Annotated in this window: 16 protein-coding genes; 12 read left to right on the forward strand and 4 right to left on the reverse strand. The window is 39.7% G+C overall.

The window, feature by feature from the left end; genetic code table 11:
- Nucleotides 1–15 precede the first annotated feature (15 nt).
- The 4 genes from groL (at nt 16) to treR (ending at nt 4,794) form a co-directional block, all read left to right on the forward strand.
- Nucleotides 16–1,644 carry a chaperonin GroEL gene (gene groL / locus AC4PHI_RS02115; protein ID WP_492200679.1) on the forward strand — a complete coding sequence of 543 codons (1,629 nt, stop codon included), beginning with the start codon at nt 16–18 and terminating at the stop codon, nt 1,642–1,644.
- A gap of 462 nt (nt 1,645–2,106) precedes the next feature.
- Nucleotides 2,107–2,856 (forward strand): AAC(3) family N-acetyltransferase, encoded by a 750-nt coding sequence (locus AC4PHI_RS02120; protein WP_492200680.1) that lies wholly within the window; start codon nt 2,107–2,109, stop codon nt 2,854–2,856.
- 26 nt (nt 2,857–2,882) lie between these two features.
- Nucleotides 2,883–3,818 carry an ROK family protein gene (locus AC4PHI_RS02125; protein WP_492200681.1) on the forward strand — a complete coding sequence of 312 codons (936 nt, stop codon included), beginning with the start codon at nt 2,883–2,885 and terminating at the stop codon, nt 3,816–3,818.
- 259 nt (nt 3,819–4,077) lie between these two features.
- Nucleotides 4,078–4,794 (forward strand): trehalose operon repressor, encoded by a 717-nt coding sequence (treR, locus tag AC4PHI_RS02130; protein WP_492200682.1) that lies wholly within the window; start codon nt 4,078–4,080, stop codon nt 4,792–4,794.
- Between the two features lie 40 nt (nt 4,795–4,834).
- Here treR and pgmB read toward each other — a convergent pair whose 3' ends face one another.
- Nucleotides 4,835–5,506, reverse strand: a complete 672-nt coding sequence (pgmB, locus tag AC4PHI_RS02135) for a beta-phosphoglucomutase (protein WP_492200683.1) — start codon at nt 5,504–5,506, stop codon at nt 4,835–4,837.
- 12 nt (nt 5,507–5,518) lie between these two features.
- Entirely contained in the window at nt 5,519–8,155 is a 2,637-nt protein-coding gene (locus AC4PHI_RS02140; protein WP_492200684.1) for a glycoside hydrolase family 65 protein, read from the reverse strand.
- A gap of 233 nt (nt 8,156–8,388) precedes the next feature.
- Here AC4PHI_RS02140 and treP point away from each other — a divergent pair, with 233 nt between their 5' ends.
- The 4 genes from treP to AC4PHI_RS02160 all read left to right on the forward strand — a co-directional run bounded on the left by treP (nt 8,389) and on the right by AC4PHI_RS02160 (nt 14,195).
- Nucleotides 8,389–10,341, forward strand: coding sequence for a PTS system trehalose-specific EIIBC component (gene treP / locus AC4PHI_RS02145; protein WP_492200685.1), 1,953 nt, complete (start codon nt 8,389–8,391; stop codon nt 10,339–10,341).
- 315 nt (nt 10,342–10,656) lie between these two features.
- Nucleotides 10,657–11,475, forward strand: a complete 819-nt coding sequence (locus AC4PHI_RS02150) for a Cof-type HAD-IIB family hydrolase (protein WP_492200686.1) — start codon at nt 10,657–10,659, stop codon at nt 11,473–11,475.
- Between the two features lie 606 nt (nt 11,476–12,081).
- Nucleotides 12,082–13,419 carry an NADP-specific glutamate dehydrogenase gene (gene gdhA, locus AC4PHI_RS02155; RefSeq protein WP_492200687.1) on the forward strand — a complete coding sequence of 446 codons (1,338 nt, stop codon included), beginning with the start codon at nt 12,082–12,084 and terminating at the stop codon, nt 13,417–13,419.
- Between the two features lie 389 nt (nt 13,420–13,808).
- Entirely contained in the window at nt 13,809–14,195 is a 387-nt protein-coding gene (locus AC4PHI_RS02160) for a GNAT family N-acetyltransferase (protein WP_492200688.1), read from the forward strand.
- A 35-nt stretch (nt 14,196–14,230) separates the two neighbouring features.
- On the opposite strand, the gene AC4PHI_RS02165 is transcribed toward AC4PHI_RS02160, so the two are convergent.
- Both AC4PHI_RS02165 and AC4PHI_RS02170 read right to left on the reverse strand, forming a co-directional pair.
- Complete coding sequence (locus tag AC4PHI_RS02165) at nt 14,231–14,554, reverse strand: hypothetical protein (protein ID WP_492200689.1); 324 nt, start codon at nt 14,552–14,554, stop codon at nt 14,231–14,233.
- A gap of 12 nt (nt 14,555–14,566) precedes the next feature.
- Complete coding sequence (locus tag AC4PHI_RS02170) at nt 14,567–14,974, reverse strand: helix-turn-helix domain-containing protein (RefSeq protein ID WP_492200690.1); 408 nt, start codon at nt 14,972–14,974, stop codon at nt 14,567–14,569.
- Nucleotides 14,975–15,193: 219 nt separating this feature from the next.
- On the opposite strand from AC4PHI_RS02170, the gene AC4PHI_RS02175 reads away from it, so the two are divergent.
- The 4 genes from AC4PHI_RS02175 (at nt 15,194) to pepF (ending at nt 20,869) form a co-directional block, all read left to right on the forward strand.
- Nucleotides 15,194–16,204 (forward strand): YeiH family protein, encoded by a 1,011-nt coding sequence (locus AC4PHI_RS02175; protein ID WP_492200691.1) that lies wholly within the window; start codon nt 15,194–15,196, stop codon nt 16,202–16,204.
- 159 nt (nt 16,205–16,363) lie between these two features.
- Nucleotides 16,364–17,638 (forward strand): NCS2 family permease, encoded by a 1,275-nt coding sequence (locus AC4PHI_RS02180; protein ID WP_492200692.1) that lies wholly within the window; start codon nt 16,364–16,366, stop codon nt 17,636–17,638.
- Nucleotides 17,639–17,827: 189 nt separating this feature from the next.
- Nucleotides 17,828–19,000 carry a competence protein CoiA gene (locus AC4PHI_RS02185; protein ID WP_492200693.1) on the forward strand — a complete coding sequence of 391 codons (1,173 nt, stop codon included), beginning with the start codon at nt 17,828–17,830 and terminating at the stop codon, nt 18,998–19,000.
- Nucleotides 19,001–19,042: 42 nt separating this feature from the next.
- The gene (gene pepF, locus AC4PHI_RS02190) at nt 19,043–20,869 is read left to right on the forward strand and encodes an oligoendopeptidase F (RefSeq protein WP_492200694.1); all 1,827 of its coding nucleotides are present in this window, start codon (nt 19,043–19,045) and stop codon (nt 20,867–20,869) included.
- Nucleotides 20,870–20,891 lie beyond the last annotated feature (22 nt).

Below are 20,891 nucleotides of genomic sequence, written 5' to 3' on the forward strand. Positions count from 1 at the left end.
GAAGCATAAAAAGACATGGCAAAAGATATTAAATTCAGCAGAGATGCACGGGAAGCAATGGTAAGAGGGATTGACTCTCTTGCAGATGTAGTAAAAGTAACATTAGGGCCAAAAGGTCGTAATGTGGTTTTAGAAAAATCTTTTGGTTCACCATTGATTACAAATGACGGTGTGACAATCGCTAAAGAAATCGAATTGGAAGACCATTTTGAAAATATGGGAGCACAATTAGTTTCAGAAGTGGCTTCTAAAACAAATGATATTGCAGGAGATGGAACAACAACAGCAACTGTGTTGACAAGTGCTATCGTCCGTGAAGGCTTGAAAAACGTTACAGCCGGGGCTAACCCTGTAGGTATCCGCCGCGGAATCGAGTTGGCAACTAAAGCAGCTGTTGAAGGTCTGTACGAAATTTCCAAACAAGTAGAAACAAAAGAATCTATCGCACAAGTGGCGGCAGTATCTTCCGGTTCTGAAACAATCGGTGAGTACGTTTCCGATGCGATGGAAAAAGTTGGCAATGACGGTGTCATCACGATTGAAGAATCTAAAGGAATCGAAACAGAGCTTGATGTCGTGGAAGGGATGCAGTTTGACCGCGGTTATCTGTCTCAATACATGGTGACTGACAACGATAAAATGGAAGCAGTCCTAGAAGATCCTTACATTTTGATCACAGACAAAAAAATCTCTAACATTCAAGATATTTTGCCGTTGTTAGAGCAAATTTTGCAAGAAGGCAAACCGTTATTGATTATCGCTGACGATGTGGACGGCGAAGCATTGCCGACACTCGTTCTAAATAAAATCCGCGGTACATTTAATGTGGCTGCAGTTAAAGCTCCAGGATTCGGCGACCGCCGCAAAGCAATGTTGGAAGATATTGCTATCTTAACAGGCGGTACAGTGATTACTGAAGATTTAGGACTGGAATTGAAAGACACTAAGATTGAGTCACTGGGAACAGCGAAAAAAGTTGTGGTGGACAAAGACAATACAACTATCGTAGAAGGCGGCGGCACGACTGACGCAATCGCTGAGCGTGTGGCATTGATCCGTTCACAAGTAGCAGATACTACTTCTGATTTCGACCGTGAAAAACTGCAAGAACGGTTGGCAAAACTTTCAGGCGGTGTAGCTGTTATCAAAGTGGGTGCAGCAACTGAAACTGAATTGAAAGAATTAAAACTGCGTATTGAAGATGCTTTGAATGCGACTCGTGCGGCAGTGGAAGAAGGAATTGTTTCCGGCGGGGGTACTGCTTTAATCAATGTGCTTGATAAGGTGGCAGCTGTCGATGCTGAAGGCGATGAACTGACAGGTGTGAACATCGTGTTGCGTGCTTTGGAAGAGCCTGTTCGTCAAATTGCTGACAATGCAGGAGTAGAAGGTTCTGTAGTTGTTGATAAGATGAAAAATGCTGAACCGGGCACAGGGTTTAACGCTGCTACCGGCGAATGGGTCAACATGATTGACGCAGGAATCGTAGACCCTACAAAAGTGACACGCTCAGCCCTTCAAAATGCGGCAAGCGTTGCTTCACTGATTTTGACAACTGAAGCTGTGATTGCTGACAAGCCGGCACCTGAAGCACCAGCTGGCGGAGCACCAGGCATGGACCCTAATATGATGGGTATGATGTAAGAAGCAGTCAACTATAAAATATAAACTAAGACTTACAAAAAAATTGTAAGTTAAGAGACACAGGAAAAAAAGGCAACTACTAAAAAAGTAGTTGTCTTTTTTTATTTTGGTGAACAAATTTTGAAATCAGAGTAATTTGTTTCTTAATCCTCAGGCGGTAAGTTTTCTTGTCTTCTTTATGATATAAATAATATTGAATTATTGTGACTGTTCTTGGTGATGGGAACACACGGACCTTGTCGTTGTCTATTGATTTTCTTCCATGCCATCGGACAGTGAATGCTCTTTTATTTTCTCCAACGATTCAAATGAAAGTGATAAAGGTTTGAAATGTATTTTTTACTCATTTCAGGAGAGCTTTTTTATGACTTTTCATTCACCGATTGCGGAGAGAGAGAAAACAAGATACACTCTTCTTAACAAGTAATGTCTGATAGAAGACTAATTGAGGAGTTAGCAGAGATGGAAGCAAGCAAAATCATTGAGGATTTACGAGCATTGGGTATCAGAGAGGACGATACGATCGTCGTTCACTCTTCTTATAATGCTTTGAAAGGAAGGGAAACAATCGAAGGGGGACCGGCAGCAGTCATTGCAGCTCTGAAAGAGACTGTGAAAAACGGTACGCTGCTGCTGCCTGCGCTGAGCTATGAAAATGTCAGCCTTGAGAACCGAAAGTTTGATCTGGAACAAACGCCGTCCTGTATCGGTATTCTGCCCGAGTTTATGAGAAAGTCAGAAGGAGTTTTCCGCAGTGTCCACCCTACCCATAGTGTGACAGCTTGGGGAAAAGATGCTGAAGAAATCACAAAACATCACTACAAGGATTTTTCTCCTGTGGGCCCTAATTCCCCGTTTAGAGAAGTTTACCGCCGGGGAGGTAAAATAGTGATGCTGGGTGCTCCGCTGGAAAGGAATACTAGCCTTCATGGTGTGGAGGAAATGGTTCTCCCGGATTATTTATTTCGCGGTAATTTCGACTATGAAATCACCTTGCCGGGAAACAAAACTATGATTATGAATGTTTTGCGCCATGATTTTTCCGGTTTTGAGCAACGCTACGACCGGGTACTAAATGTTTTATCACCGTCAGATTATCAGTGCGGAAAAGTTCTTCAGGCGAATTGCTGCGTGATGGACGCTGTGGCTGTTTGGGAAAAAGCTTTGGCAAAGTATAAAGAGGACAGTCATTATTTTGTAGATAAAGTGTAAAATTCATAGACGAAAGAGGAAGAAAAATGTATATCGGTTTTGATATCGGCGGTACGACAATTAAATATGGTGTTTTGACAGAGGATGGGGAAATCGTTGAAAAATCCATGGTGGACACCAATCGCGAAAAAGAATCATTGCTTCAGGATATAGCTAGTATCACAAAAAACTATCAGCAGAAATATCCCGACATCAAGGGCGTTGGTGTGAGTGCGCCGGGGATTATTCAAAAAGATGGTTTCATGACGACAGCAGGAGCAATACGCTCGTTGTATGAAACAAATTTGAAAGAGGAAATAGAAAAAAGAACAGAATTGCCGACTGAGGTGGAAAATGATGCCAATGCTGCGGCAATCGCTGAAAAATGGTTAGGTGCAGCACAAGATATCGACAATTATTTGTGTATCGTGCTAGGGACCGGAGTCGGCGGCGGGATTGTTATCAACGGAGAAGTCTACCGCGGGGCGCACGGGATGGCGGGGGAATTTGGTTATATGACGATCAAAGAACTGCCTGCGACCGGCAATATAGAAAAATCTTCCCTTAATCTGCGGGGAGCAGTAGTGGGCGGACTCAGTCGTTTGTATAATGCTGCCAGAAAAAGTGAGTCTCCGGAAATTGAAGAAACATTGGGAGCTAAGGAGATTTTTCAACGTGCTGAAAATGGAGAAGCATTGGCTAAACGAATTTTGGCACGATATTATGAAGAGCTGGCTTCTGGTTTGTTAAGTCTGCTTAGTGCGTTTGACCCCGAAGTGATTTTAATCGGCGGTGGGATTAGTGCCAACGAAGAATTTATGACCGGGTTGCAGGAAAAAACGTTGGAGTTGGCCAAGCGTCATGGCAGTATATCCTTTTTGCTTGACAAAACAATCGGAGAAATCAAACCGGCAAAACTGAAAAATGATGCGGGGATGATTGGGGCTGTTTATTTGGTGAAGCAGCAGCTTGCTCAGGGATAATAATTTTTTGAAGAATTTACCCGTTCTTTTTCTATTTACTGATGGCTGATATTAGTCAGAAAAATAAAAAAGTCTGTTATGGTATAATATAATGTACGTGCTATTTGAAGAGACAAATGTGAGTCTATAAGTGTTTATCAATTTTAAATCAGGCGGTTATTGCCGTTGACGTATAATTCTTGCTGCAACCATAAATTCATCATTTTGTATTCAGAACGAGTGGTTTTCATCGCTATATTATTAAGAAGGAGATTTATCAATGAATAAATTCAAAGAAATCTATGCTGATTTGGAAAAGAAAATTCTAAGTGGTGAATATCCGTCCAATACGTTACTTCCTAGCGAAAAGCAGTTGGCAGAAATGTACAGTGTTTCCAGAGAGACAATAAGGAAAGCTTTAAACCTTTTAATTAACACTGGATTGATTCAAAAAAAACAAGGAAAGGGATCAATCGTTTTAGATTTGCATCGCTTTGATTTTCCGATTTCTGGTTTGACCAGTTTTAAAGAACTGAAAGAGAGTCAAAAAATTGACAGTCAGACAAAAGTTATTGAAATAAAAAAGGTGGCTGTGTCCCCATTTTTAAGTGAAAAAACAGGCTGGCCGGTTGCGTCAGAAGCCTGGAAACTAGTCAGAACTAGAACCATCAATGGAGAACCTTCGATTATCGATATTGACTATTTGGATGCAAGTATTATTCCGGTTTTACCTGAAAAAAAAGTCTCCGAATCATTGTATGATTTTTTGGAAATTGACTTGGGACTGGAAATATCCTATGCGCAAAAAGAAATCACGGTAGAAAAAGCATCAAAGGAAGTGCGGGATTTGCTTGAACTGACGCTGGATGACAACCATGTGGTCACGGTGAAAAGTTTGGTTTATCTTTCTGACACAAGGTGCTTTGAGTATACAGAGTCGATTCATAAATTGGATAAATTCCGTTTCGTCGATTTTGCCCGGAGAAGAAAAATATAAGAGCGTTGGAGAAATTTCTCCAACGCTCTTTTTTAGTTATTTAAAATTTTGCAGACCGATTTTGCTGGATTTCTAATAGTTCATCAATGTTGAGTTCGCAAAAACTATTGACAGAAATATCTGCTCCCATCAGCGGACTATCGACTTCTATGCCCACTGCGTACATGCCGCAAGCTTTGATACCATCAATACCGGCTTGTGCGTCTTCGAATCCGATGCCTTCAGTTGGCTTGATTCCGATTAATTGAGCAGCACGTTCAAAAATCTCAGGGTCCGGTTTTCCTTTTGCTAAAGATGCCGGATCAACAATTGCTTCAAAATAGTCGCTAACCCCTAATTTTTTCAAAATAAGAGGAGCATTTTTTGAAGCAGAAGCAATCACACAAGGGATGTTTCTTTTTTTTGCTTCTATCAAGAATTCTTTTACTCCGGGCAATATATCATCAGGACCCAGCTCTTGCAAAAGTTCGAGATAATAGGTATTTTTTTCAGCAGCCATTTGTTTCTTTTCGATAGGAGAATATTCAGTTTCCTTGTTTCCCAATGCTAAAATCAGATTTAAAGAGTCCATCCGGCTGATGCCTTTTAACTGTTCATTAAACTTTTCATCGATGACAATATTTATTTGCTCCCCAAGCTGTTTCCATGCTTGGTAATGATATTTTGCGGTATCCGTTATGACACCGTCTAAATCAAAAATAAATCCTTTCAAATTTTTTCCCTCCTAATAGGCGATCCTTTTTTCTTTTCCTTGCTCAAGATTGATTTTTTTATCATTCACTTCTATTATTGCCCCATCTTCTGCCGTAATAGCAATTTCTTCATGGGTGACTTTTATTTTGTACTTAACAGATCTGATTTTGATAAAAAATTCAATCGATTTCCAATGTTTCGGCAAGTCAGGTGCAAAGCTTACAATATCTTTTCGAATATCTAAACCGGCAAAAGTAGTCAGCGGAATAAATAAGGTGGCTGCCATTACTCCTGCGTGAATACCTTCTGCCGTTGTGCCTCCTTGGATATCACGATAATCGGAATACAAGGCTTCTTTGTATAAATTCCACGCCATTTCTTTTTCATCGATCATTGCCGCAAGTTGTGCGTGTACGATGCGCGACAAAGTGGAGCCATGAGAAGTTCTTGCCAAATAGTAATCAAGATTTCTCTTAACATAATCCTCGGGTAAATTGTAGTTCAAATCCTCTAGAATTGTGTCCACTTGTTTTTTCGAAAGATTATAGAAAATCATCAGGCTGTCAGCTTGTTTAGCAACCTGATAATCATCTGCATTTTTTCCTTCGGCATTCAAAATTCTGTCCATTCGGTAAATATTGCCATATTTCTTTTTGTAGTAATCAAAGTCGATTTCTTTTAATTTGAAATAATCTTGATACTGGGCAATGACTCCGGCATTATCTATTTCCAACCCTAACAGATGTTGGATGTCCTCCATCCTTTCAAAAGTAGCTGGGTCTATTTTAACCTTTGCCTGAACTTCTGAAAAAATCTGTTCACTTATTTCTTGCCGTATTTTTGAGATTTCCTCAAATAACCAAATAACCATCATGTTTGTGTAGGCATTATTTTTGAATCCGCCTTTTTCAGACCATGGGTAACTTTCGTGGAATTCATCCGGTCCCATGACACCTTCAATGAAGTAGCGCTGTTCAGATTCATCCCATTTAGCCAGACCCTCCCAAAAATGGGCGATTTCTAACAGCAGCTCCAATCCGTATTGACTCAAAAATTCAATATCTTTTGTGTTGTTCCAATATAGCCAAACGTTGTAGGCGATTGCCAAAGAAACATGTCTTTGCAAGCGACTGTGATCTTCTTTCCACTCACCGCTGATGGGGTTCAAATGAAGCACTTGTGATTGCTCGCTGCCGTCTAAACCAGATTGCCAAGGGAACATCGCCCCTTTATGACCTTCCTTTTCCGCCGCCCTTTTTGCCGACCCAAGTCTGCGGTATCTGTAAAGCAATAATTCTTTCGCAGTCTCTGGAAAGTGGATGATATAAAAGGGGAGAATGAACAGCTCGTCCCAAAAAATATGTCCCCGATATGCTTCCCCGTGCAAACCCCTTGCGGTCACTGAAACATCACTATCCTTATTGCCATTAGGAGAAGCAGAAACCAATAGATGATAGGTGTGCAAATTGAGCAATTTTTGCGACATGAAGTCGCCTTCGACTTTAATTGCTGATTCATTCCACAGTTTATCCCATTCTTCCGCGGATTGAGCAAAACTAGTTTTAAAACTTTTAAAAGTCACATCTTCCAGCGTTTTGTCAGGGACTTCCTCTTCTTTGCGAAACTGTTCAACGTTTACGACACGTTCAATTTGATAAGTTGTTCCTTGAATCACATTAAGAGAAACGATTTGTTTCACATTTTTTGGATTTCTCTCAATTGCAAGATTCGACAAGTCGATTGTATCGCTGTCGATTATGGAACTCTGACGAATCATAATTTTCGACTGCTTTGTCTTACATGACAAGATGACTTTTTTATCATTCACTAAATAATTGATTTCATCCAAATGTCGGTTCGTAAGTTTTCTATATCTTTCGACATTATAATTGTAGACATCACCATCTGAACAAATAACTAATTCTATTTCGCCTGAAAAATTGACCGGTGTAAACGAGTAGCTCAAATTATATTGGCTTCTATCATACATACTCACAAATTTTTCAAATTCAAATTTAATTCTTTTCCCAAGATTTGTTTCCAATTCATACCATGCTTGAAACAATCCATGTTTTAAATTTAAATTCCGTTTGAAATAGAGGATAGAGCATTTGGCAAAATCAACCTTCTCACCATCAACCACCAGATACATTTTTTGCATATTTGGAGCATTCACAAAATCTTCATTGTAAATGTCCCTGCCATTAACATTCGAGACGGCAGTATTGTACAAACCGGCGAGATAAGTAGCCGGATAAGTCTCGTTTGATATCTCCATTTCAGGTGTTGTTCCCCTAAGACCGATAAAACCGTTCCCTACAGTAAGAAGAGACTCATGAGAATATTCGTTTTTTCCTGGTTCAAACCCGTGGTAAGCAATAGCCCATTTTTTCGTTTCAACATTTTGTTTGTACGCATCCAGAGTGCCGTAAACAAATGGAATATTTAGTTCTTCAGTCAACCAATCAGACAACTCATACAGACTGCTGTCATCTGAAATAATTATTTCACCATCACTAGAAATAATTCCACCGGTTAACTCATATTCTGACAGCTTTTTTTTCAAAGCTAATAGATCGTCTAAGCAATCCATTTTGTCAATAGAAAACTTGCTATGATTCACGGTGAGTTTATATTCATTTTCTGTTACGTGTATTTCCAAAAACATTTCTACTCCTCCAGTCTTGTATATACATGGTAAATTATAAACTATCTCATGAATAACTACAAGGACTAAATATAATCTATGATTAGTACTTGAAAATGAAATATAAATAAATTTTTGTAAAAAAACAACTTAATATTTTTAATTTTTTAATAAAACCGTTTGCAATCTGTTTGTTTTTATTGTATCATTGCAATATCTCGAACATATATATACAAGTTGAAGGAGGTTTTTTTATGGGCAAGTTCCAAAAAGATGCTGAGAAACTGTTGGAAAATATTGGTGGAAAGGAAAATGTGGCCGCTGTGACACATTGTGCCACAAGAATGCGTTTTGTTTTAAATGATCCGGATAAAGCTAATGAAAAGGAAATCGAAAATATTTCCAGTGTTAAGGGCATGTTTACTAATGCCGGTCAATTTCAGATTATCATCGGGAATGAAGTTTCTGTTTTTTACAATGACTTTGTAGCGGTATCGGGCATTGAAGGTGTTTCAAAGGAACAAAGCAAATCGATTGCAAAGCAAAATCAAAATCCAGTCCAGCGGGTTGTAGGAGTGCTGGCAGAAATTTTCACCCCAATCCTGCCTGCGATTATTATCGGGGGGCTTATCCTCGGGTTCAGAAATATTTTAGAAGCTGTAGATTTTGGTGGGGGCACGATTGCTGCAAATTCAGTTTTTTGGAACGGCGTCAATGAATTTCTTTGGTTGCCTGGCGAAGCGATTTTCCATTTTCTTCCTGTAGGTATCACATGGAGTATCACAAGAAGAATGAAGACCACGCAAATTTTAGGGATTGTTTTAGGGATTACTTTAGTTTCACCGCAATTATTAAATGCTTATTCTGTCGGTTCTACTGCAGCGGCTGATATTCCTTTCTGGGATTTTGGTTTTATGCAAATTGATAAGATTGGCTATCAGGCCCAAGTGATTCCAGCTATGCTGGCTGGTTTTATGTTGGTATATCTTGAAAAATTCTTTAGAAAACGAATTCCAGAAGCTGTTTCCATGATTTTTGTTCCATTGTTTTCATTGATTCCAACTATTATTGCTGCCCACGTTCTACTAGGACCTATTGGCTGGACGATTGGCGGCTGGATTTCAAATATCGTTAACTTTGGTTTGTCCTCTTCTGTCAACTGGCTGTTCAGCTTTATCTTTGGTGCACTCTATGCGCCTTTGGTTATTACCGGATTACATCACACCACACTTGCAATTGACTACCAGCTAATTGCAGATTTTGGTACGACGAGTTGGTGGCCGATGGTATTCATTTCAAATATTGCCCAAGGTTCAGCTGTTTTAGCTATTTATTTCTTACACCGAGGTAATAAAAAAGAAGAGCAAATTTCTATTCCTGCTACGATTTCTGCGTATTTGGGTGTTACTGAACCGGCGATGTTTGGGATTAACTTGAAATATGTTTATCCTTTTGTCGCAGCTATGATTGGTTCAGCATGTGGTTCCATGTTTATTACTGTCACCAACACGCAAGCGCTTAGTGTGGGTGTTGGCGGACTTCCAGGGTTTTTATCATTTCCATTCCAAAAATGGCCGACGGTATTTATTGCAATGGCGATTTCAATATCAGTGACCTTTATATTGACCTTTGTCCTGAGGAAAGTGTCTTTCTTGAATAAAGTTGAGCCTTTAGAAGCACGGGTTGATGATGCAATAAGTGTGGAAGCAACAAAAGAAAACAGCAATACTATCAATCAAGAAATCTCAAAAACATTAAATTTTTATTCTCCGGCAAAAGGAGAGCTTATCCCCATTGAGAAAGTTGATGACCCTGTATTTGCTCAGAAAATGATGGGAGACGGATTCGCTGTGATACCGGCTGCCCCGACGATTTACTCTCCAATTGACGGAACCATTGTCAGTATTTTCCAAACAAAACACGCCATCGGGTTACAGGCGGATAATGGTGTAGAGGTGCTGGTTCATATGGGACTGGACACAGTTGCTCTAGAAGGAAAACCATTTGATGTTTTGATAAAAGAAGGGGATAAAGTACTTGCAGGTACACCGATTGCCACGATGGATATACAAAAAGTGATTGAGCTTGGTAAAAAAACAGATGTTGTGGTTGCAATCACAAACTCTGAAATCGTTCAGGAATTTGATTTTTCTTCAACAAATCTTGTAGATTCAAAACAGCCTGTTGGCACCATCATTCTGAAATAGTATAAAAAATCTCTTTTGTCTCTACTTTGAGACAAAGAGATTTTTAAAATACAAAGGGAATGATTGTGTCGTCAAATAGAAAATCAATTTGTGGGAAATAGCAGCCATCTGTGTGGAAATATATCAAAAATTTCAAGATGCTAGTAACGATAGAATTAGTAATCATCAGAGAAAACTAATTTCTATAATTATTTCAAAATCCTCACCAAGTAGGATAAACTTAGAGTAGGAGTAAATAGTCATTAAATCCAAATCAAGGGGGGTTAACAGTTCCCCTGATTTACATAAATATTGATATAGAATGGAGAGGTTGTAATGAGTGCTAATCCACACAATATTAAGTTGGTTGCAGTAGATGTGGATGGAACCTTTGCCCGCAGTGATTATACCTATGACATTGAAAGATTTAAGTCTGTTTTGTCTAGGATGCAAAAGGCGGGGTGTCAATTTGTCGTTGCCAGTGGCAATCAGTATTACCAACTGCGTTCTCTTTTTCCTGATTACTACAATGAGCTGAGTTTTGTAGCTGAAAACGGTGCTTTCGTGAAGGATAAGGAAGAGCTCGTTTTTACAGCGGATATTCCTCAGCAGACGGTTTTATCCGTTTTAGAGTTGTGCAAAAGATATCCTCAAGTAAAAAATGTTATGTGCGGGCTGAATAGTGCCTATTGTGAACGGGGGACCGTGAGCGAGGATTTTTTTAAGATGACAAACATCTACTATCACAAATTAAAATGGGTGGATGATTTTTCACGAGTCGAAGACCAGATTTTGAAATTTGCTCCCACAGTTCCAGTGGAAGAAACAGAGTATTACTGCGATGTGTTTCGCGATGAATTAAACGGGTTGCTAGTTCCTACCAGCAGTGGACATGGCTCAGTTGATTTGATTATCCCCGGTTGCCATAAAGCATCAGGCTTGAAAAGATTAATTCAGCGTTGGGGAATTACTCCTGAACAATGTGTGGCTTTCGGTGATGGGGGAAATGATTTGGAGATGTTGGGATACTGCGGTATCGGCTACGCTATGGCTAACGCGCCAGATAATGTTAAGACGGTTGCGGATTATGTTTGTCCGTCAAATGATGATGACGGAGTCCTGGTAATGTTAGATCAGTTATTTCCGCTGAAATAAACAACAGATTTTTTTAAATGCACATTTAAATGGAAAAAATGTGTTGATATCAAAAAATTCTCAATAAATGCATGCGCAAAAACTGTTGAAGCATCAGATGTTTAAAGGGATGTTTTTTGTGATGTGCAAGGAAATATTTATTACAAGCTAATTTGACAAATCATATTTTTAAAAAGTGACCGGTCAAACACAGAGATTCATTTTTCCGTGTTTACCCGGTCATTATTTTTGACTCAACTTCAAAGAACAAGGCCACGGATTGAAAATATTAAACTAAATTAATATCAAAATAAATAGACTTATTTTTTTAAAATTATTTTTTAGTTGTTTTATTTTGTGAAAAATAGGGTATAATGGCAAGAAATAGTCAAAATAAGTAATACTAAAAATTCCTGAAGTTTTAGCTCTTAAAGGATACGACATAAAATCTCTTATTCGATACATTAACCTGCTTGTCAGGCAGAATAATCAAAGAAAAAAAGGTAGTTAGATTTTCTGGGGGATTGGAGGAGCGATCATTTACCGTTTCTTAAATAAACGGGAGATGCTTTTTGATTTTCAAGGAGAAGTTTTGCTTATTTTCGAACGTACAAATGGAGGTATGTTATGGTGTTAAATGTGGAAAAATTCATGGAAAACTTGGTTGAAAAAAATCCTTATGAGGTAGAGTTCCATCAGTCGGTGCGTGAAGTGTTGTATTCGATCGCCCCATTTATTGAAAAAAATCCAAGATATGCGGAAAATAGTTTGCTGGAAAGATTAGTGGAACCTGAAAGAACAATTATGTTCCGTGTGCCTTGGGTAGACGACCAAGGTGTGGTCCAAGTGAACCGGGGATGGCGAGTGGAATTCAACAGTGCCATCGGGCCTTACAAAGGCGGCATACGTTTTGCGCCTGACGTGACTTTAGGAACCGTTAAATTTTTAGGTTTCGAAATGATTTTCAAAAACGGTTTAACCACACTTCCATTGGGAGCAGGAAAAGGCGGTGCCGATTTTGATTGTGTAGGTAAATCTGATGGAGAGGTTATGCGTTTTTGCCAATCTTATATGAGTGAATTATTCCGCCATATCGGTCCGAACACAGATATTCCAGCGGGTGATATAGGTGTGGGTCACCGCGAGATAGGTTATATGTTTGGCCAATATAAACGTTTGACTAACGAATTTACAGGAGTGCTGACCGGTAAAAAATTCTCCATGGGAGGCAGCTTGATTCGTCCAGAGGCGACGGGGTATGGTGTCACATATTTCGCAGAAGAAATGCTGAATACAATCGGCAATTCTTTGGAAGGTAAAACAGTAGCAATTTCAGGTTACGGTAATGTTGGTGCATTTACCGCAGAAAAAGTCGCTGAAATGGGTGGAAAAGTTGTCACAGCTTCCGACCAATATGGTTATATTTACGACCCGGAAGGTATCGTTGGAGAAAAATTGGCATTCTTGAAAGACTTATGGGTAGTTCACCGCCGTCCAATTAAAGATTATGCTGATAAATTCGGTTGCCAATACATTGAAAACAAACGTCCGTGGGAAGTTCCTGTGGATATCGCAATCCCTACGTCTAGACAAAATGAGTTGGACGAAACAGATGCGGCAAAATTATTGAAAAATGGCGTGATTTGTGTGGTGGAAGCTGCCAATATGCCTTGTACAGAAAAAGCGATCAACTTATTCCATGAGGCGGATATTTTGTTTGCACCGGGGAAAGCAGCAAATGCTGGCGGTGTGGCAGTATCTGGTTTAGAGATGGCGCAAAACAGCATGCACTACAGCTGGTCAGCTGAGGAAGTGGATCAAAAATTGCGGGAAATCATGGGCTTGATTCATGACACTTGTATCGAATTTGGCAAAACAGATCAAGGAGTCAACTATGTCAATGGCGCAAACATTGGCGGTTTCGTTAAAGTGGCAGATGCCATGATAGATTTAGGCGTTATTTAAGAAAATCGGAACAAAATCATAAAAAGTAAAACCGCATGAAATCTGGTGTTGCGAACACTGGATTTTTGCGGTTTTTTACTATCTTTTTATCTTGAGTCGTGATTGAAATAACTAATGTTTTTATTGCAGCATACTTTGACGACATGTTATGCTCAAGTTGACAAAAATGCCATAGTATTGTTATCAAGAGGAATGGCGGAGAGCTGTAACGTGGTAATTTTTTTGAAATTAAAAGGGAGAGGAAAAGATGACGATTAAACAATTAGTTATTAGAGAAGCATTGCCTGAAGATGCACCGATGATTTTGAGCTTTTTAAAAACCGTTACAGCTGAAACAAGTAACACCCGATGATATTTTAAATATGAGTCTTTATGATGAAGAAAAGATATTGAAAAAATCACTGGAAAGTCCCAGTGATATAATTTTAGTTGCTATCAAAGATAAAGAGGTGATAGCAACTGCAAACCTGCAATCTTTTTCCAGAACAAGAATTCAGCATAGAGCTACTTTTGGAATGGCAGTTTTTGAAAAATACTGGGGAAAAGGGATAGGACGTCAATTATTGAACGAGATAATCAGGCATGCCCAGTCTAATCATTTAGAAATATTGGAATTAGAAGTGCGGACCGATAATCTTTCAGCCATTCATCTCTACAAGAAATCTGGATTTAAAGAATACGGTTTGTATAAAAATTTTATGTTGGTAGATGGTCAATATTATGATGGCGTTTTGATGAGTTTAAATTTAAAGGATGAATCTGAAAATATTTATTAGTTGAATTTTTCCAGTAGATATAAACGCAGCTCCGTTTATCCCCGAATAAAAATAAAGTCGGCAATCAGCAATAGTCCCATAATCAACAGTGCACTAAAAAAAGAGAGAGTGGTTTTTTTCCTTCTATCCATCAATTCTTGATCAGAAGTTCCCATGTTGAGGGGATAGTTTCTTCTGCCAATCAAATACAGCAGAAGCCCGCTGCCGTTTTGTCCGCCTGACGAAAAAACAGCCCAAAATCTTGGATGTTTTAATCCTCTATTTTTTGCATCTAATTCAATCATTTTATACATTTGATACCAAAGTGAAATGACAGTTCCTAAAATCAAGACTATCAGAACGATTTCATACCATGTCATGGGTATTCCTCCTTAGATTTTTTTAATCAGTTGATAAAATACAGCTCCTGAGTTCAAAAAAATAATGGTGAAACAAATAAAAAGTAATGTTTTATTTTCAGAAATAGGACTGTTGAAGATGATAAACAATAGGATCATCAAAACGTTTAAAACAAGGGCTGTCAGCAATTTTTTGTTGCTTTTGATGATATTGGTACTTTCATCTAGATGTTTCATCATTTTATCATCTCCTTTCAATAAAACATCCAAACTGACACCATAGAGATCACTGAGAAAAATGACACTCATGATATCAGGAAGATTCTTTTCATTTTCCCAATTTGAGATAGTTTGTCTTGATACCCCGATTTTTTCTGCCACTTCTTCTTGTGTCATGCCTGAATGCGAACGGGCAGTTTTTAATTTTTTTCCAATGTCCATGATAACCTCCTCTTGGTGTCTAATTTCAGTGTAGCATGTTAGAAGGGCATGTCTATCGAAAAAGTTTTGCAACTGCGTGAAATAGCCTGTCAAACTTTTTTGACAGCAGTAAAATGTCCGACTGTAAGAGAAACAAGAAAGATAAGCAAAAAAAATAAATTTTTTGTTTATTTTTTTTGGTCTTGTTCTATAATAGAATGAGATGAAAGAAGGGGTTTTGTGGAAAAATTAAAACAAATTTTACCGGGATTTATTAGTTGTCTTTTGATTGCTGTCGTTGCACAATTTGTCGGTCAATTCATTCCTCAGCTGGGGAGTGCGTTCATCGCAATTATTTTGGGCATTGTTTTAGGGAATACGGTGCTGGTCCATCCTAACTTGGGCACAGGCGTGAAATTCTCGGAAAGCAAGCTGCTGGAAATATCCATTGCTTTAACCGGACTGACACTAAATTTGCAAGACGTGATGTCTATCGGTTGGCAGGGGATTTTATTTATCGCAGCACAAATGACGCTGACGATTTTATTCGTTTACCAACTGGGAAAGATGCTTCAATTTGACAAATCTTTTTCACTGTTGATGTGTGCCGGAAATGCCGTGTGCGGGTCTTCCGCCATCGGGACTGTGGCACCAATCATTGAAGCAGATGAAAAAGATAAGGGAATTTCCATCACGACGGTAAATTTGACCGGCACGGTGTTGATGATGGTACTGCCTATTTTAACCGGCTGGGTCTATCACCATCAGTTATTGCCCACAGGAGCTATGATCGGGGGGACTTTGCAATCCATCGGACAGGTCGTGGCTGCAGGGAAACTGGTAAACGATGATGTGACTCAGGTGGCGACTATCTTCAAAATTTTGCGTGTCGTCTTTTTAGTGGCGGTGGCATTTGCCTTTTCAAGGATGAATTTGGCAGAAGGACAGGCATTATTTGAAAAAAATACTCAACAAAAACATATGACTAAACAGGCGGGGATACCTTGGTTTATCATTGTTTTCTTTGTCTGCAGTCTTTTTGTTACCTTTATCGTGTTGCCGACAGTGATTCCACACACAGCTAAAGCTATCAGCAACCAGTTGGAAGTAATTGCTTTGGCGGGAATCGGTATGCGGGTGAAGTTTTCTGATTTGATTAAAGAAGGACCCAAATCCATGCTGTATGGTTTGCTGACCGGTACAGGACAAGTTCTTCTTGCAGTTGTGCTGATACGGTTATTGCTGCTCTGACGGCAATGTTTGTTGCATTAGACGTGAAAACGTGGTAGAGTGGCATGAGTAGAGCAACACATTGACAATCAAATAAAAAAAATCGTTATGTATAGGTGGGTGGGCGCAATGCTACCCGTCTGTACTTTTTTTGTGTTCGGGGCAGAAAGGAGACAGAAAATGTTGAACCAATGGAAACACGTAGATTTAAAAAAGGAAATAATCGGAGGGGTGACATCATTTTTTGCGATTTCTTATGTGATCGTGGTCAACTCTCTCATCTTGGCCGAAGCAGGCATCCCGCCGGAATACAGTGTCTTTGGAACTATCTTTATCTCTGTGATTGGGTGTCTGGCCATCGGTTTGATTGGGAATGCTCCTATTGTCATCACCACAGGGATGGGAGTGAATTCGTTTTTTACCTATACGCTGGTAGTCAGTTTGAAGCTGACATGGCAACAGGCTTTGGCAGTCAGTTTTACTGCCAGCTTAATTTGTTTGCTGATCACATTGACGCCCATCGTCGATAAAATGAATGATGCCATTCCGGATAGTTTGAAACACGGCATTACTTCAGGTATCGGTATTTTTCTTGTGCTGGTAGGCTTGGAAAAAGGAGAAATCATTGTCCGCGGCGAACAAACATTTATGACCTTGAATAATTTCAGTTCGCCGGGGTTGTTGTTGACCTTGGGGGCGCTGACCGTCACATTGTTTTTATTTTTAAATAAGATTCAAGGAAGTTTTTTTATTGGAATCATACTAGCAACAGTGGTTGCTAATCTGCTTCAACTCGTGGATCCGAAACAAAGCAATTTCAGCTTGTCAGTCATCAATGATTATGGTTCTATTGTGGGCAAACTGGACTTTTCAGCATTTTTTTCCATCGAATTTTTTCTAGGCGTTTTTTCTTTAGCTATGATTTTGATTTTTGAATCGATTGGTTTGTTTAACGGTTTGCTGCCCGGTTTGACGAAGCAGCAGTTCAGGAAAATGTTTGTGGTCAACAGTGTGGTGATGATGTTGTCCAGTGTTTTGGGTACCAGTCCGACAATTCCGGCTGCTGAAAGTTCTACCGGGATTCAAGAGGGCGGGAAAACTGGCATCATGGCTGTCACGGCCGGTCTGCTTTTTTTTGCTGCCACATTTATGATCCCGCTCCTTGGTTTTATTCCTTATTCAGCGTTGGCCCCTGCCATCATCATCACCGGGTGTCTGATGATGGGGAATATCGGACTGATTGATTTGACAGACTTTACAGAATGGTTCCCGTCATTTTTAATGATCGTGATGATGGCTTTTTCCATGAGCATTTCCGACGGACTGGCTTTCGGGTTTGTTGCCTATCCAATCGTAAAGTTGTTTGGCGGAAAACGCAAAGAAGTGTCCGCCATTGTTTGGGTCATCTCTCTTTTATTTGCTTTTTATTTGCTGGCAAAAGTTTGGATATCTTAATGGCAATCAGAGAGATTTGTGTTTAGTACCTATTATTTATTCAATGAAGTTAAGCGACCCAATAAAAGGGGAAAATAAAATATTCCCCTCATTAATTTTTTCCGATTTCTCACTACCAGAGAAGTGCTTGATAGTTTCGAGCACTTCTCTTTTTTTATCGAACTTTGTTTTAAAAAGGGGATGAGTTTTATGCTGGTAGGAAAATCTGCTGACGGGAGAGTCGTCAACTTGTTAAACCACACTAAGGATGAGGCAGAGCTATTGCGGATTCAGAATTTCTATTGTCCCAGTTGCGGCTCGCTGTTAATTTTAAAAAATGGGGCGGTCATGCGGCCCCACTTTGCCCACAAACATTCGATGGATTGTTCAAGTTTTAGTGAAGGGGAAACGGAGGAACATTTGCGGGGGAAAAGCTTGATTGCTGAATGGTGTGAGGGTTGGGCGATTGACTATGAATTAGAAGCTTATTTGCCAAACTTGCAGCAGCGTTCGGATGTTTTGCTTGAAGGGAGACGTGCCATAGAATTTCAATGCAGTCCTTTACCGCTGGCACGGATGCAGGAACGAACAGAGAATTACCAGCGGCATGGGTATCAAGTTTTTTGGCTGCTGGGCAGCCGATTTTTTCTAAAAAATAAAATGACCGGTTTTCAACGTTTATTTTTAAATAGAAATACCAAACTGGGGTTATTCCTTTGGGAGTTAGATGTGGCACAGTCCAGTCTGAGATTGTCCTATCACATTGAACAGCTGTCTTTTCTCCCAGAAGTGTATCATAGTCAAAAAAGCTGGAGAAAAAACAACGGCTCTTTGTTAGAAATTCTCTCCTATCCAGAAAAAGCAAAACTATTTCTCCAGCGGCATTATGAGTTGCTACCCCTTTACGAAAAACAAAAGAGTATTATTCAAAAAAATTTGATTGCTAAAAATCCTTTATTTATGAAAACACAGGAACAACTCTATATGCTTGGGACCAATTTTTCTTTGCTGCATCCGATTTTTTTCCTGCCTCCTGTAAGTTTTGGTCTAGAGAACGGGGGTGTGTTGTATTGGCGAGTCAAGTGCTGGCTTTGTCTGTCAGACTGCCAAACAATCAACTATAAAAAACTCGTCAGTCAGCTTTTAGCAGAAAAAAATAGCATGTATGGAGTAGATCATCAAATAGTGCAAGAAGAATGGGAAGAGATGATTTATACTTGGCTGAAAGTGTTGGCGGCGTTCAACTATATTTCAATAAAAAATGGTTGCATCCGCTGTTTGAAAATGTTGGACATCAATAGCGATGAAGAATCACAGAGTACTTTTATTGAAAAAATGATGAGAAATAAGACTTACATCAGCCGTCTGCCTAAACAAATATGATATCATGAATATGTATCAAAATGGAGAGGGGTTTTATACAATATGAGTACACCAAAACAATTACCAAAGCGTGAAGAATTACCCGAAGCCTTCACATGGGACTTGACTAAAATTTTTGAAAATGACGAGGTCTTCGAAGAAAAAGTTGCTCGTTTTGAAAATGACATCCCAAAGGTCAAAGAATTTCAAGGAACCCTCGCTGAAGGACCGGAAAAATTTTTACAAGCAATCGAAGGTATGCTGGCTTTGATGCGTGAGCTGGAAACGATGTATGTGTACGCCCATTTAAAAAACGATCAAGACACAGCAAATACAAAATATCAGGGCATGTATGGCAAGATGAGCAGTCTGGCAGCAAAAGCTTCAGAGGCGGTATCTTGGTTTGAACCGGAGTTGCTGCAGTTGTCAGATGAAGCCGTTTGGTCCTATTTCGACCAGGAACCTAAACTGGAAGTTTATCGTCAAATGATACGTTCTGTCTTGGAGGAACGTCCTCACGTGTTATCAGAAAAAGAAGAAGCTTTGCTCGCTGGAGCAGGAGAAATTTTCGGTGCTGCAGGAGATATCTTTTCAATTTTAAATAATGCTGATCTGAAATTCCCGGTAATCGAAGGAGAAGACGGTGAGCCGGTTCAACTGTCCCACGGTGTTTATGGCAAGCTGATGGAAAGTGTCCAGCCAAAAGTCCGTGAAGAAGCCTTTAAAGGTCTTTACAGTGTGTACGAACAATTTCAGCACACCATGGCAAGCACTTTGTCCAGTGATGTGAAGGTTCATAATTTTCGGGCGTCTGTCCGTAATTATCCGTCTGCCCGGGCTGCTGCACTGGCGGGCAATCGTATCCCTGAAGCAGTTTACGACACATTGATTGAAGTAGTGCGTAAACATTTGCCTTTGCTTCACCGGTATGTGGCACTGCGCAAAAAAATTCTTGGTGTAGAAAAATTACATATGTATGATATGTATACGCCGATTTTGGGTGAAGCACCTATCCGCTATTCTTACGAGGAAGCAGTGGAGAAAGCAAAAGTTGCATTGAAGCCGATGGGAGAAGAATATGGTGCCATCGTAAAGGAAGCTTTTGAAAACCGCTGGATTGATGTGATTGAAAATCAGGGGAAACGAAGCGGTGCTTATTCTTCAGGAGCTTATGACACTGCGCCTTACATTTTAATGAACTGGCACGACAGTCTGGATCAGCTCTATACATTGGTGCATGAGATGGGACATAGTGTTCACAGCTATTTTACCCGCAACAATCAGCCTTATGTCTACGGTGATTATTCCATCTTTTTGGCAGAAATCGCATCCACGACCAATGAAAATATTTTGACAGAACATCTCTTGGCAACAGAAACGGAACCAGAAGTGCGCGCTTTTATTTTAAACCGCTATTTGGACGGCTTTAAAGGAACGATTTTCCGCCAAACTCAATTTGCCGAGTTTGAACATTTTATGCATGTGGAAGATGCTAAAGGCACACCGTTGACAAGCGACTTTTTGAATGAGAATTATGCTAACCTGAATGCTGAGTACTACGGTTCAGAGGTAGAAAAAGATCCGGAAATCGCACTTGAATGGTCGCGCATCCCGCACTTCTACCTGAATTACTATGTATTTCAATATGCCACAGGTTTTGCTGCCGCTTCAGCCTTGGCAGATAAAATCTTAAAGCAAGAAGAAGGGGCATTGACCGCCTATTTAACGTATTTGAAAGCTGGGCGCAGCGATTATCCAATCGATATCATGAAAAAAGCAGGCGTGGATATGACCAAGCCGGATTATTTAGAAGATGCCATGAGCGTGTTTGAAGCACGTTTGGATGAATTCGAACAATTGATTGATACATTGAACTCATCAGAAAAATAGTCGCAAAAATTGAAAATTTTAA

The sequence above is a fragment of the Vagococcus sp. QWL-13 genome (assembly GCF_058683555.1).